13 protein-coding genes are annotated in these 12,922 nt (G+C 37.9%); 5 read left to right on the top strand and 8 right to left on the bottom strand.

Features of this window, described 5'->3' with window-relative positions; genetic code table 11:
• Positions 1 to 17: 17 nt before the first annotated feature.
• Together ESV24_RS15700 and ESV24_RS14950 are read left to right on the top strand one after the other, a co-directional pair.
• Positions 18 to 125, top strand: coding sequence for a T9SS type A sorting domain-containing protein (locus ESV24_RS15700; RefSeq protein WP_146951074.1), 108 nt, complete (start codon positions 18 to 20; stop codon positions 123 to 125).
• Between the two features lie 128 nt (positions 126 to 253).
• Positions 254 to 604 (top strand): DoxX family protein, encoded by a 351-nt coding sequence (locus ESV24_RS14950; protein ID WP_111817118.1) that lies wholly within the window; start codon positions 254 to 256, stop codon positions 602 to 604.
• A 145-nt stretch (positions 605 to 749) separates the two neighbouring features.
• Here ESV24_RS14950 and ESV24_RS14945 read toward each other — a convergent pair whose 3' ends face one another.
• On the bottom strand, positions 750 to 1,526 hold the full coding sequence (locus ESV24_RS14945) for a S1/P1 nuclease (RefSeq protein ID WP_111817119.1): 777 nt from the start codon (positions 1,524 to 1,526) through the stop codon (positions 750 to 752).
• 213 nt (positions 1,527 to 1,739) lie between these two features.
• Here ESV24_RS14945 and ESV24_RS14940 point away from each other — a divergent pair, with 213 nt between their 5' ends.
• The 3 genes from ESV24_RS14940 (at position 1,740) to ESV24_RS14930 (ending at position 4,847) form a co-directional block, all read left to right on the top strand.
• Positions 1,740 to 2,669 carry an alpha/beta hydrolase family protein gene (locus ESV24_RS14940; RefSeq protein ID WP_111817120.1) on the top strand — a complete coding sequence of 310 codons (930 nt, stop codon included), beginning with the start codon at positions 1,740 to 1,742 and terminating at the stop codon, positions 2,667 to 2,669.
• A 44-nt stretch (positions 2,670 to 2,713) separates the two neighbouring features.
• Entirely contained in the window at positions 2,714 to 4,051 is a 1,338-nt protein-coding gene (locus ESV24_RS14935) for a DUF819 family protein (RefSeq protein ID WP_111817121.1), read from the top strand.
• Between the two features lie 82 nt (positions 4,052 to 4,133).
• Positions 4,134 to 4,847 carry a DUF4369 domain-containing protein gene (locus ESV24_RS14930; protein WP_111817122.1) on the top strand — a complete coding sequence of 238 codons (714 nt, stop codon included), beginning with the start codon at positions 4,134 to 4,136 and terminating at the stop codon, positions 4,845 to 4,847.
• On the opposite strand, the gene ESV24_RS14925 is transcribed toward ESV24_RS14930, so the two are convergent.
• The 7 genes from ESV24_RS14925 to ESV24_RS14895 form a co-directional block, all read right to left on the bottom strand.
• Complete coding sequence (locus ESV24_RS14925; RefSeq protein ID WP_111817123.1) at positions 4,842 to 5,108, bottom strand: hypothetical protein; 267 nt, start codon at positions 5,106 to 5,108, stop codon at positions 4,842 to 4,844. The genes ESV24_RS14930 and ESV24_RS14925 overlap by 6 nt on opposite strands.
• Positions 5,109 to 5,178: 70 nt before the next feature.
• Complete coding sequence (locus tag ESV24_RS14920) at positions 5,179 to 6,156, bottom strand: type I phosphomannose isomerase catalytic subunit (protein ID WP_111817124.1); 978 nt, start codon at positions 6,154 to 6,156, stop codon at positions 5,179 to 5,181.
• Positions 6,156 to 6,566 (bottom strand): 6-pyruvoyl trahydropterin synthase family protein, encoded by a 411-nt coding sequence (locus ESV24_RS14915; RefSeq protein ID WP_111817125.1) that lies wholly within the window; start codon positions 6,564 to 6,566, stop codon positions 6,156 to 6,158. The genes ESV24_RS14920 and ESV24_RS14915 overlap by 1 nt, the downstream gene beginning before the upstream one ends.
• Positions 6,563 to 7,081: an isopentenyl-diphosphate Delta-isomerase gene (gene idi, locus ESV24_RS14910; protein ID WP_111817126.1), complete on the bottom strand. Its 519-nt coding sequence runs from the start codon at positions 7,079 to 7,081 to the stop codon at positions 6,563 to 6,565. The genes ESV24_RS14915 and idi overlap by 4 nt, the downstream gene beginning before the upstream one ends.
• Positions 7,082 to 7,185: 104 nt before the next feature.
• Entirely contained in the window at positions 7,186 to 9,117 is a 1,932-nt protein-coding gene (locus ESV24_RS14905) for an OmpA family protein (protein WP_111817127.1), read from the bottom strand.
• Positions 9,118 to 9,129: 12 nt separating this feature from the next.
• Complete coding sequence (locus ESV24_RS14900; RefSeq protein WP_111817128.1) at positions 9,130 to 10,083, bottom strand: PorP/SprF family type IX secretion system membrane protein; 954 nt, start codon at positions 10,081 to 10,083, stop codon at positions 9,130 to 9,132.
• Between the two features lie 56 nt (positions 10,084 to 10,139).
• A partial coding sequence (locus ESV24_RS14895; RefSeq protein ID WP_146951082.1) for a DUF7507 domain-containing protein occupies positions 10,140 to 12,922 on the bottom strand: 2,783 nt, incomplete at its 5' end.

Raw genomic sequence — 12,922 nt, 5'->3', positions numbered from 1 at the left:
AGACAAACCTTCGCACAATGCAGGGTGAGAAAGCAGTGGATGTATCGTCCCTTGCCGCTGGAGTTTATGTAGTTCAGATTATTGGTGAAAACGCAAGCACTGTAAAGCGCTTGATTAAAGAGTAATCTTATTTACTAAATAAATAAAAAAGAGAGCCTTCCTATGGAAACATAGGGAGGCTCTTATATTTTATTACATTCACGCGTGACAGAATTTTCAAAAAGAGTACTTTTAAAATCTAAAAACCATTTTTATGTTACCATGGCATCAATATTTAATGGGCGTGCTTTATGTACTTGCCGGAATGAACCATTTTCGCAAACCTAAAATATACGAACGCATAATGCCTCCGTATATTCCTGCGCAGAGTACTATGGTAATGTTGAGTGGCTTAGCCGAAATGGCGTTGGGTTTTATGATAATGAACAAAAACACCCAAGAAGTTGCAGCGTGGGGAATAATTATTATGCTTGTACTTTTTATACCGATTCACATTTACATGCTACAAAACGAAAAAGCGGCAATGAAACTACCTAAGTGGGCATTGATAATAAGACTTCCTTTACAATTTGGACTCATTTATTGGGCTTTTTTATATACCTAAAAGACAAGGCTAAGGACAGTTTGCTCTTCCACTAGCCTACGCTGAAGTGGCTACGAAGGCTGCAGAACCAAGGCAAAACACAAACTCTATAAGACAGGAAATGTAAACTTATGACTGCAAACCGATGTGTTTTTTACTTACAAGATTATCCGAAAATTTCATTTAAAAGCCCCGCCAAACGTATTCCACCTTTTTGAAGTTGAAAGCGCAGCGTATCCGTATATTCATATACGTAATTATACCCTAGTTTTTCGCCAATTTCAGTGTGCGTGTAAATATTTTCGCAAAGTGCGCGGCTTTCGTACATCCAGTCTTGAACAGAACCCTTTTTAATAGCCTCCACTTGTTGTTTTGAGAGTACATTAGTATTTACCGCAAGCTCGGTGTAAGACATGTCGTAAAAATCCAGCATTTTGGAATCCCAAACAGTATGAAGGTTGGTGCCATCCTTAAACCAACGAACCTGAAAATCATTACCGCCCTTATCCTCTTCTATACCAATATGCAAGGGTTGGTGCAGATCGCCTATAAAATGGACAAGTAATTTTAGGTGAAAAATTTTATCTTCTTTCGTGCTTTTATCACTTTTCAATACTGAAATACACTTTTCAATACCTTGAATAATATCACCCTTTTCACTTTTGGGATGTGTTTCATATTTATCACCGAATGGAAAATTAACATAATGCCACGGTCCGTAAGCATCGTACAGACGGTCGCTTTTAATATCATCGCCATAGTTTGCTACAAAAGCAAGGGAATGGCCATCCAAAAGTTTTACGATCTGCTTTTCTGCTTTTTTGCTTAAATATTTTCCAGCAATTTCACCCACTACCCTATGGCCTGTTTTGCCCCAATCTTCTGCCGCAACAAGAACATTTGAAAACATGGTAATCAATAACACTATCGCAATTTTTTTCATTTTATAACACTTTGATTTTGAAGAAATATTTCAAACGCTACAAAGATAGCATCCTTGATTTCAAAAATGATTCGAAATTTTCAAATATATTTTGATAACTTTATAAATAGTTGTTAAAGCATTAAGCTTCAAAAGAAAGTTCAGGCAAAGCAATATACTTGTGCTTTTATTGTTAAGACATGAACTGACATCTGCAGTACTAAAAACAAATAGATGAAACACATTTTTATAATCTTTCTTCTTTTCTTCGGAATAATAGCGACAGCCCAAAACAAAAAATACAATTCTGAAGATTTAAGCATCACACCACTAATTGATGGCACTTTAATAGTACCCGAAGTAACCGGAAAATTATCCTTGGCAATAATAATAGGCGGCAGCGGTCCAACGGATAGGAACGGCAATCAGCAAATGGTGGTAAATAATTCATTAAAATTTCTAGCCGAGGGAATTTATGAAAAAGGCATTGCTTCATTTAGATACGATAAGAGAATTGTAAAACAGATGAAACGAGGCTCAGTTAATGAAAAAAACATTCGATTTGATGATTTTATAGACGATGCCATTGCCATACTCAACTATTTTAAGAAAGATGCGCGGTTTTCAAAAATTTACATCATTGGCCATAGTCAAGGATCGCTCGTGGGGATGGTGGCTGCACAACAAGGCGCAGATGGTTTTGTTTCCATAGCTGGTGCTGGGCAAGCAATAGATGCTGTAATTGTTGACCAACTAGCCCAACAAGCTCCAGGTCTGGCAGATAATGCACGTTCATCTTTCGACGACCTTCGTGCAAACGGAGTTGCCAATAATTATAGCCCTGGCTTAGCTTCTATTTTCAGAAAGGATATTCAGCCTTTTATATATACTTGGATGAAATATGATCCCAAGATTGAAATTTCAAAACTCACTATTCCCGTATTGATAATAAATGGTGATAAGGATATTCAAGTACAGGTTTCCGAAGCGGAATTATTGAAAAACGCAAAGCCAGATGCTCAATTTGAAATCATTCCAAAGATGAATCACGTCTTAAAGGAAATCGAAGGAAATGACCTGGAAAACAGCAAATCCTATAACATTTATAATCTGCCCATAGTCCCTGAATTAATTACTATAGTTAGTGATTTCATGAAAAAATAATTCAAATTAAAAAATAATTGTATTTTGCAGCAAAACCATCAAAAATGCAGGATACAACCATCGAAATAATTAAGGACACCACTCCCCTTTTTACCAATGATACCATTGTTTTTGGTGTTTTAATGTTAGCCCTGGGCTTCATTTTTTATACTTCAGCAAAAGAAGAAGGATTCTGGAAGAAATTTTACGGCGTTGTTCCCGCGCTTTTCATGGCTTACTTTATACCGGCATTGCTAACAACAGCTGGGATAATCTCCCCAGAGTGGATATCAGTAGCCGAAACCGGTGAGGCAACGGTAGGAAAATCTAGCTTATACTATATGTCTAGCCGTTATCTATTACCGGCAGCATTGGTATTGATGACACTTAGTATAGATATAAAGGGTGTATATAATTTAGGACCGAAGGCGCTAATTATGTTTTTAGCAGGGACTGCAGGAATAGTAATTGGCGGGCCTCTGGCTGTTTTGATTGTTGGTACTATTCATCCCGAAGCGGTGGGCGGTGAGGGAGCAGATGCAGTATGGCGTGGATTATCAACCCTTGCGGGAAGTTGGATTGGCGGCGGCGCCAATCAAACCGCGATGCTGGAAATTTACGGTTACAACCAAAAGCTCTACGGCGGAATGGTATTCGTAGATATAGTAGTAGCAAATATCTGGATGGCCATCATACTCTTCGGAATTGGGAAATCTGCAAAAATTGATAAATGGTTGAAGGCAGACACTTCGGCTATTGAACATTTAAAAGAAACAGTCTCCGACTACGCTAAAAAAGTAGACAGAAATCCTACTTTGACAGATTTAATGATTTTGGCAGCCATTGCTTTTGGAACGGTAAGCTTTGCGCATTTCGGCGCCGATCTATTAAGCGCCTATTTTACGTCGGTAGTAGATGGAATTCCGAAAGGAATAACACGAAATATATTTACTTTTCTAGATTCCAGTTTCTTTTGGATGATAAGTATAACCACTGTAATTGGAGTATTGCTTTCTTTCACAAAAGCGAAAAGATACGAGGGCGCTGGAGCAAGTAAATACGGAAGCGTTTTTATATATATTCTGGTAGCGAGCATTGGAATGAAAATGGACTTGACACTAATTTTTGACAATATGTGGCTTATCGTTATTGGCTTGGTCTGGATGACCGTACACGCAGGCTTGCTGATTTTAGTGGCAAAACTAATTCGCGCACCATACTTTTTCTTAGCCGTGGGTAGTCAGGCAAACGTGGGCGGGGCTGCTTCTGCTCCCATAGTTGCTTCAGCTTTTCACCCTTCATTAGCTACAGTGGGTGTGCTTCTGGCTGTCTTTGGTTATGCTATTGGCACAGTTGCCGCAATTTTATGTACTGTTTTAATGCAATTGGCTTCCGGTGGATAAAAATCCAAAGAAATTATTCCATCTTTGCACCTTCGTAAACCGAAGCTATTTTCAGCCGAGGTTTGACTCTTAAAAAAATGATATGCGTTATATTTTTTCCGTAGCAATAATCTTGCTGAGCCTAATTGGTTGTTCCACAGATACTGAAATGATGAACCTTACGGGTACTGTAAAAGGTCTGAAAAAGGGTACATTATTACTTCAAAAATTTGAAGATACAGTTTTAGTTACCGTAGATTCAATAGTTGTTGACGGAACCCCAGATTTTACTTTCTCTGAAAAAGTGGAGAGCCCAGAAATCTATTATCTATATGTCAGGTTGAAAGATGGAACGCTGCGTGATGATCGCATCACCTTTTTTGCTGAAAACAGACCGATGAACATTCAAACGAATCTTAAGAATTTTGGAAGTGCTGCAATTGTAAAAGGTTCTTCAAACGATAGTATTTTGAAAACATACGATAAATTGAAGCAACGCTACGTGGCCAAAAATCTTGAGTATATTGAGCAAGGCTTCAAATTAAGCAAGAAAAACAATGATTCTTTGAAAATGGATTTAAACCGTAAACAACAGTCATTAATTTCAACTAAATATTTGACCACAATAAATTTTGCCTTAAATAATAAGGATTACGAAGTAGCGCCATATTTAATTTTAAGCGAAGCGTATAATTCAAATGTGAAATATTTGGATACAGTATACAATGCGCTTGCCCCAAAAATAAAAGACTCCAAGTACGGTAAGGAACTGGAGTCTTTTATTGTAAAGCGTAAAAAAACGGATACTATATTATAGTGCGTTTATTTTATCGATAAGTTTTCTACCATTATCTTCAAGATCTGCTTTAACAGTGTTAAAGTGCTTCTTTTTATTTTCAACGTTTTTTTGGTTTACTCTTACAATTAGGTCGTCAAAGGTTACAATTGCTTCGTCTATTATTCCTTCAGCTTTTTTATTGTCTTTGTCTGCATTGGTTAATTCCCAAATGTAGACAGCTTCAATAATATCGCCCAGCACATAGTTAATGTCTTTTTTTAAATCTCTTACGTTTGCCATCTTATTCTTTATTATTTAGTACTATTATTTATTTTCGATAATTTTTTAAATCGGGCAAAGGTACGAACAATTAAGGAATGTACACTTCCAAAAATGAAGCTGAATTGGTAATGAATTTCAGCTCGGGCAGTTGCGCAGGAATTAACACGGTTTCGCCCATTTTTATTTCTTCTGAAAAATCGTCGGTTTCAATGATAGCACTTCCTTCCAAACACATATAAACAGTAAATGAAGAGATTTCTTCTAAATCTCTGAGGCAGTTTTTAGACAGCACTAGTTTATTCATAGTAAAGAATTTGGTGGTACCAATATGGGTTGGTGAATTTTTGGATTCGGAATAATGCAATAAGGAGCTGGTTGGATTAAAATTGATTGCCTTTAGTGCCAAATCTGTATGAAGTTCACGCATCTTTCCGTTGGTATCGGGTCTATCCCAATCATAAATGCGATAGGTAATATCCGATGTCTGTTGAATTTCGGCCAGTAACACTCCAGCGCCAATTGCATGGACGGTCCCAGGTTTCAAAACAAAAGCATCTCCCTTCTTTATTGCAAGCGAATTTAAAATTTCTGGGATTCTATTTTCAGAAAGGGCTTGCAGGTATTTTTTTTCATCCATTTGCTGGTTAAATCCTACTATTAGCTTGCCGTGCTTTTCAACATTAAGTATATACCACATTTCAGTTTTACCGAAGGAGTTATGCTGTTGTTTCGCTAAGAAATCGTCCGGATGCACTTGAACGGAAAGATCTTGAAAGGCATCTATAAACTTGAATAGCAATGGAAACTGATTCCCAAAATCTTTATAGACCTTTTCGCCAACTAATTTTTCTTTATAGTTTTCTAATAACCATTTAAGTGTTTTTCCTTTTAGCGGACCGTTTTGAATTTCTGAAATATTCTCTTCAACACCAGAAATTTCCCAGCTTTCCCCAACATTTCCTTGAGCATTTTTATTCAAAAGTATATTCAACTTAGTTCCACCCCACACTTTCTGTTTCAGAATAGGATAAAATTTTAAAGGATATAAAGGAGAAACCGTAACCATTAATTACCGTTATAAACTACAAAGTTACGCGGCGTCTCGTAAAGTTTTACTGAAATACCGTACTTAGAATCAATTCTAGTTCTGATTTTATTCCAAATTACCACGGCTATGTTTTCCACCGTGGGATTCAGGTTTTTAAATTCAGGAACTTCAATGTTCAAATTTTTATGGTCTAATGGATCTTCAACTTCTTGTTTTATGATATCGGTTAAAATTTTCAGATCTATCAAAAAACCTGTTTCAGGATCAATCTCACCTGAAATACCGACCTCTAATTCATAATTATGTCCGTGATAATTTGGGTTGCTACATTTGCCAAAAACTTGGAAGTTTCTAGCATCATCCCATTCTTTTCTGAAAAGTCTGTGGGCTGCGTTAAAATGTGCTTTTCTATAGACGGTTAAGCTCATACAAGTAAGTGTTGGTAGAATTTATTAAAAATAATTTTGAACCAAGCGGTGTAAATTTCTGGATTGTTTTCAATGTCTATTTTCACTTCTTCCAGATCCATCCATTTCCACGCTGCAACCTCCTCTGGATTAATTTGGGGGGTTTCTTCATAGTTGCCCACCATTATATGATCTAGTTCGTGTTCGGTTAAGCCATTGTCAAAAGGTGCTTTGTAAATAAAGGTGGTTGTTTCCTTCAAATTTGTAGTAAAACCCATTTCCTCAAAAAGCCTTCTCTTACCAGCCTCAAGTGACGATTCGCCATCGCGCTGATGGCTGCAGCAGGTGTTTGTCCAAAGTCCTGGAGAATGATATTTGTGCAATGCGCGTTGCTGCAACATCAATTCATTTTTGGTGTTAAAAACAAAAACTGAAAAAGCCCGATGGAGTACACCCTTCTCGTGCGCTTCCTGTTTGGGCATCAAGCCAATTTTCTCATCCCGTTCATTTACAAGGATTACTTTTTCTTCTTCCATTACTAAGCATTTTGTCTCAAAAGTACGAAAAGGGAAAACGTTTTAAAAACAAAAAGCGTGCAATAGCTAGTATTGAACGCTTTTAGAAAACTTAATTTGGTTAATTAATCTTTTATTATAAACATTGACCTTCTGTTAAGCTGATGTTCTTCTGAAGTACAAGGCACACCGTTAGAACATAGGTTTACAAGCTTAGATTCTCCGTATCCTTTTGCAGTAAGCCTATTTGCATCAATTCCTTTAGCAACCATCCACTTCAATGTAGATTGTGCGCGACGCTCTGAAAGAGCTTCGTTATAGTTGTCATTTCCACGTGAATCTGTGTGAGATTCAATATGAATAATCAATTCTGGATATTCTTTCATAGCGGCAAAAATCTTAGCCAATTCTACTTCAGCATCTCGACGGATGTTTGATTTGTCGAAATCAAAATAAATTGGTTGTAAGTCTAGTATGCATCCCAAATCATTAGGTGCGCAAGGACCGATGCGTTCCAACGGAAGTGGTACATCTACAATACCAGATAGCAATGGAGTTTCAATAATCTTTTCATAAGGCTTGTAACCATCTTTTACACCTCTAACTGTATATTGTGTTCCGCAATCACCGATGAAACTGTAGGTTCCATCATTTTTCGCAGTAGTTTGACTAACCAATTGATTGTTTGAATCTAGCAAGCTCACTTCTGCTCCGGGAAGTGGATCTTTAGTTTCCTTGTCAAAAACTTTTCCACTTATAGTGATGGCGCATATTTCTTTCACCAAATAAATATCATCGTCAATACTTCCTCTATCGCCTCCTCTGTTTGAAGAAACGTAACCGATACGATCGTCTTCATTAATAATAAATCCAAAATCATCTTGAGCACTGTTAGTTGGTGCACCTAAATTTGTTATTGTTCCGGGTTTTCCATCGGCATCAAGTGGAGTTACAAAAATATCATATCCTCCCAGACCAGAGCGGCCGTCACTTGAAAAATAGAGATTGTTCTTGTCGCTTATATAAGGAAACGATTCCCGTGCCGTTGTATTTATTTCTGGACCCAAATTTACGGGTGTACCGTAGTTGTTGTTCTCAAGAATGTCAACATACCAGAGATCAGACATTCCCATAGTTCCAGGCATATCAGAAGAAAAATATAGCTTTTTGCCATCTAGGCTCAGTGCAGGATGCGCCACGGAATATTCTTTGCTATTGAATGGAAGCTCAACAATATTACTCCAATTGTAATCTCCCGTTTTAGTTGCTTTATATAATTTAAGACGAATTGTCTTGTTTTTATCCTTTCCCTTTTTACCATCCAAAAAGTTATTTCGTGTAAAATAGACGGTCATTCCATCTTTCGCGAAAGCAGTAGATGATTCGTGGTAGGCTGTGTTGATATCACCACCTAAAGGCATGGAGTTTTTCAGTTGGCCTAGAGTATCTCTATCCGCAACAAACAAATCTAGAAAAGGCTGATTGGTCCATTCATAAACTTTAGTTCCATCGGTATTGGATGCAGAGGCGTAAACAATTTTATCTTTTCCGTAAAATGAAGCGCCAAAATCTGAATTTGAGGAATTTATCCCAACTTTTTCAAGTTCGAAATCCCTCGCTTTGAAAACGGTACTTTTCAAATAATTTGGATCATCCTCAAATTTTTTGATTACCAATCCCGTACCTCCTTTTGCTACATAATCTTTTAATAGCGCATCAGATTCATTGTATTTTCCCAAACTCTTTAAAGATTGAGCCGCTCTGTAAAAATATTCAGGCTCTGTTTGATCGGGAAATTGGTTAACGAGTTTGTCATACCATTTTGCAGCATTTGTGTAATCGCTGTTAAAATAATAGGTGTCCCCTAGCTTCTTGAAGATTTCTGCAGATTCGTATCCGTCTTCCACCACTTTCAAATAGATTTGACGGGCATCTATATATGCAAACTTATCAAACTCTTTGTTTGCTTTATTGATATCCTTTTTTTGTGAAAAGGCGCTTCCGGCAGTAAAAACCACCAATGCGAAAATAAATATGTTACGTACTATTGTATTCATAGTTTTTATTTTTTAGAAGAATCTTGGGGTTAGCACTCGTTCTGGTCTGTTGAACAATTCAAAGCGAAGCATAACTTCATAAGAACCATCACTGTAAGCTTCAATATCTGTTGTTTGATAATCATACGCAAAGCCAATAAATATATTATCAGTTGCTTGAAAACCAACCAACCCACTCATAGCAGCGCTCCATCTATAGGCAGCTCCAAGTGTAACCTTGTCATATAATAAAAAGTTAGCAGATACATCTGCCTGTAAAGGCGAACCACTTACCATTTTGAAAAGGGTCGCTGGCTTAAACTTTAAGTTATCGCTAAGATCAAAAACATAACCCGCAATTAAGAAATAGTGCATACGCTCAGCAGCAGTTGTTTCTACTTGAGTATTTCCAATATTTTCAATACTACTGGTGTCAAAATGATTTGTTGTTAAAAAGTTGGGAACCGAAAGCCCTGCGTAAAACTTCTCGGTATTATAATAAATACCGGCACCTATTTGTGGTTGAAGTTTGTTGTCTATATTTCCATCTGTTGGTAGATAGGGATCATTTTTGTCCTTTCGTGTTAATTTACTAAAGTCCACATCCAATATATCAAGCCCTGCCTTAAGACCAAAAGATAACTTTGCAGTTTCCGAAGTATTAATACTGTAGGAATAGTCTATGTTGAAGTTGGTTTCAATTGCTGGCCCTATTCGGTCATTTACTATAGATAGACCTAAGCCCATGTTTTCAGCAATTGGCGAATTTACCGTAAAAGTTCCCGTATTTGGTGCACCATCCCCGAAATTCACCCATTGGGTTCTGTACAATAAACCAAAGCTTAAGGCTCCACGATTTCCAGCATATGCAGGGTTAACCACCTGCGTATTGTACATGTATTGTGTGTACTGTGGATCTTGCTGCGCTTTACTTGAAAACGTGCCAAGTAAAATCAAAATTATTAGCGTTAAATAACTGTGTTTCATAGTTATGTATTTTAATCCTGGGAGGGAATTTCCTCCCAGGAATTTTTTTGATTTTTCTATCTGTTAATATATAAATATCCGTTATAGCTTTCCTTACCAGGATTGTCAGCTGGGAAGGTAAGAATATAGAAGTATGTGCCAGTCGGCAATTCTTCGTTCTTCTGAACGGTTACACGTCCTTCGGATATACCTCTAAATACATTCTGCTTATCGTCACTTCCTCCATAACCGTCAGTCTCAAATACCAATATGCCCCATCTATTAAAAATTTTGACATTATTGATTGGCCAATTACTTATACCTTCTATTAAGAAAAAGTCATTTGAGTTATCGCCGTTAGGTGTAACACCGTTAAATATTTCAAAAGTAGTATCCAATACTAAAGGAAGTACAATAACAGTTGGATCATCTGGTTCACCATCGCCGTTGTTGTCATTGTTCGTTAGATCGGTTGGATCGTCAGAATCATCCGTTACAACGGTACCTTCAATATCTTCAGCTGTAACAGTAGCTTGGTTTATTACTTCACCATTATCAATATCCTGTTGGGTTATAACATAGGTAGCGGTAAATGTTGTGCTATCTATTTCTCCTGGCTCCAGTTGCATGATTGGGCCTCCAAAGATTTCAATACCTGGTAGTGGGTCTGTAATCATTATGTTGTACAGTGTAACATCGCCAGTATTAGTTACGGTAAAGGAATAGCTAATTGTTTCGCCTACATCTGCTGAATCATTTCCACTCTCGTCATTAAAAACACCTACTTTTTCAAGTGATATAGATGGGTTTGGCGGTGGTGGATTAATAGTACAAACTTCAACAATTGTAGGATCATCTTCAGTGTAATTATTATCATCAGATAGATCGGAAACAGTATCACCATTCGGTGCAATACCATCTACAATAGCTTGGTTTTCAACAAATCCTGCATCCACGTCAGTCTGGGTTATTGTATATACTGCAGTGAAGGTAGTTGTATCTTCTCCTCCAGCAGCCAGATTGATTGGTCCACCAACAACAGCTACTAATGGATCTGTTATTAATATGTTGGTCAGTGCAACATTTCCTGTGTTTTTCACACTGAAGGTGTACAATATCGTTTCACCCAGATCTGCGCAACCGTTACCATCTTCATCAGTAGGAACTCCTGCTTTTATTAAAGCAATTGCAGGGGTCTGACAAAGTTCAGTAATTGTGGGATCATTTTCCAACTCACTGTTATCATCAGATAGATCACTTACTGTGGTTCCAGAAGCATCAGTGCCTGTAACAGTTGCTTGGTTTTCAACAAATCCTGCATCAATATCAGCTTGTGTGATAGTGTACGTTGCTGAGAATGATGATCCGTCCGTAGTGCCTGGTGCCAATGTTATTGGTCCTCCCACTACGCTTACCAATGGATCTGTTACAATTATGTTTGAAAGTATAACGTTTCCAAGGTTGAATACAGTGAAGCTATAATCAATAGTCTCACCCACATCTGCACAGCCATTTCCGTTCGTATCATTTACGACTCCGGTTTTAACAAGTGCAATTACTGGGTTTTGGCAAAGTTCAATTACTGTTGGATCATCCTCAAGAACACTGCTCTCATCAGAAAGATCGCTTACAATAGTTGTATCAGGCGCAGTTCCTTCAGCTGTAGCTTGGTTTATAACTTCTCCTGCATCTATATCACTCTGTGTGATTACATAATTTCCAGTATACATCCAAGTTTCCGTTACGTCAAGTTCTCCATCGCCATCAGTATCACCAGTTGGACCGGTAATCGTTGCAATTAATGGATCAGTTACGCTTACATTGCTTAGGCTAACGTTGCCTTCATTGGTAACAGTGAATGTATAGCTTATAGTTTCATCTACATCTGAACAGTCATTTTGGTTTTCGTCGTTAAAGATTCCAGTCTTCACTATAGCAATGGCTGGGTTTTGACACAACTCCACAATTGTTGGATCATCTTCAAGCACGCTACTCTCATCAGAAAGGTCAGACACAACATTACCCATAGGATCATTTGCTTTTGCTTTAGCTTGGTTTACTACTTCACCAGCGTCTACATCATCTTGAGTGATACTATAAGTTCCAGTATAAGTCCAAATTTCAGTTACGTCAAGTTCACCGTCGCCATCAGTATCACCAGTTGGACCAGTAATAGTCGCAATTAGTAGATCAGTAACAGCTACGCTACTCAAGCTAACATTGCCTTCGTTAGTAACAGTAAACGTATAACTTATTGTTTCATCTACGTCAGCACAGTCATTTTGGTTTTCGTCGTTAAAGATTCCGGTCTTCACAATTGCGATGGCTGGGGTCTGACAAAGCTCAATTATTGTTGGATCATCCTCAAGCACACTACTTTCATCAGAAAGATCGCTTACCACAGTTGCATCAGGAGCGGTACCTTCGGCAGTGGCTTGGTTTTTCACTTCTCCTAGATCTATATCATCTTGAGTGATGGCATAGTTTCCTGTATATATCCAAGTTTCAATTACATCAAGTTCACCATCGCCGTCGGTATCACCAGTTGGACCGGTAATGGTAGCAATCAATGGATCGGTAACCCTTACGTTGCTCAAGCTAACGTTTCCTTCATTGGTCACTGTGAATGTATAACTGATAGTTTCATCAACATCTGCACAGTCATTTCCGTTCTCATCGTTGAAGACTCCAGTCTTTACGATTGCGATGTCTGGGTTCTGGCAAAGTTCGATGACCGTAGCATCGTCATTGGCAATATCGGTTCCTGATTGATCTTCTACATCATCTCCTGTTGGAGGTGTTCCTACTGCAGTTGCTTGGTTGGTCACGCTGCCTGTGTCTATATCATCCTGTGTGATGG

This window comes from Aequorivita lipolytica (assembly GCF_007997135.1).
Classification (GTDB): domain Bacteria; phylum Bacteroidota; class Bacteroidia; order Flavobacteriales; family Flavobacteriaceae; genus Aequorivita; species Aequorivita lipolytica.
The sequence above is the reverse complement of the archived record's forward strand: the minus strand, read 5'-3'. Positions and strand labels throughout refer to the sequence as shown.

What these genes read in the sequence shown, in the direction of transcription:
- ESV24_RS15700 (WP_146951074.1), top strand. Translation starts at nt 18, where the DNA reads ATGCAGGGTGAGAAAGCAGTGGATGTATCGTCCCTTGCCGCTGGAGTT.
- ESV24_RS14945 (WP_111817119.1), bottom strand. Translation starts at nt 1,526, where the DNA reads ATGAAAAAAATTGCGATAGTGTTATTGATTACCATGTTTTCAAATGTT.
- ESV24_RS14920 (WP_111817124.1), bottom strand. Translation starts at nt 6,156, where the DNA reads ATGGTTACGGTTTCTCCTTTATATCCTTTAAAATTTTATCCTATTCTG.
- idi (WP_111817126.1), bottom strand. Translation starts at nt 7,081, where the DNA reads ATGGAAGAAGAAAAAGTAATCCTTGTAAATGAACGGGATGAGAAAATT.
- ESV24_RS14950 (WP_111817118.1), top strand. Translation starts at nt 254, where the DNA reads ATGTTACCATGGCATCAATATTTAATGGGCGTGCTTTATGTACTTGCC.
- ESV24_RS14900 (WP_111817128.1), bottom strand. Translation starts at nt 10,083, where the DNA reads ATGAAACACAGTTATTTAACGCTAATAATTTTGATTTTACTTGGCACG.
- ESV24_RS14935 (WP_111817121.1), top strand. Translation starts at nt 2,714, where the DNA reads ATGCAGGATACAACCATCGAAATAATTAAGGACACCACTCCCCTTTTT.
- ESV24_RS14925 (WP_111817123.1), bottom strand. Translation starts at nt 5,108, where the DNA reads ATGGCAAACGTAAGAGATTTAAAAAAAGACATTAACTATGTGCTGGGC.
- ESV24_RS14930 (WP_111817122.1), top strand. Translation starts at nt 4,134, where the DNA reads ATGCGTTATATTTTTTCCGTAGCAATAATCTTGCTGAGCCTAATTGGT.
- ESV24_RS14940 (WP_111817120.1), top strand. Translation starts at nt 1,740, where the DNA reads ATGAAACACATTTTTATAATCTTTCTTCTTTTCTTCGGAATAATAGCG.
- ESV24_RS14915 (WP_111817125.1), bottom strand. Translation starts at nt 6,566, where the DNA reads ATGAGCTTAACCGTCTATAGAAAAGCACATTTTAACGCAGCCCACAGA.
- ESV24_RS14905 (WP_111817127.1), bottom strand. Translation starts at nt 9,117, where the DNA reads ATGAATACAATAGTACGTAACATATTTATTTTCGCATTGGTGGTTTTT.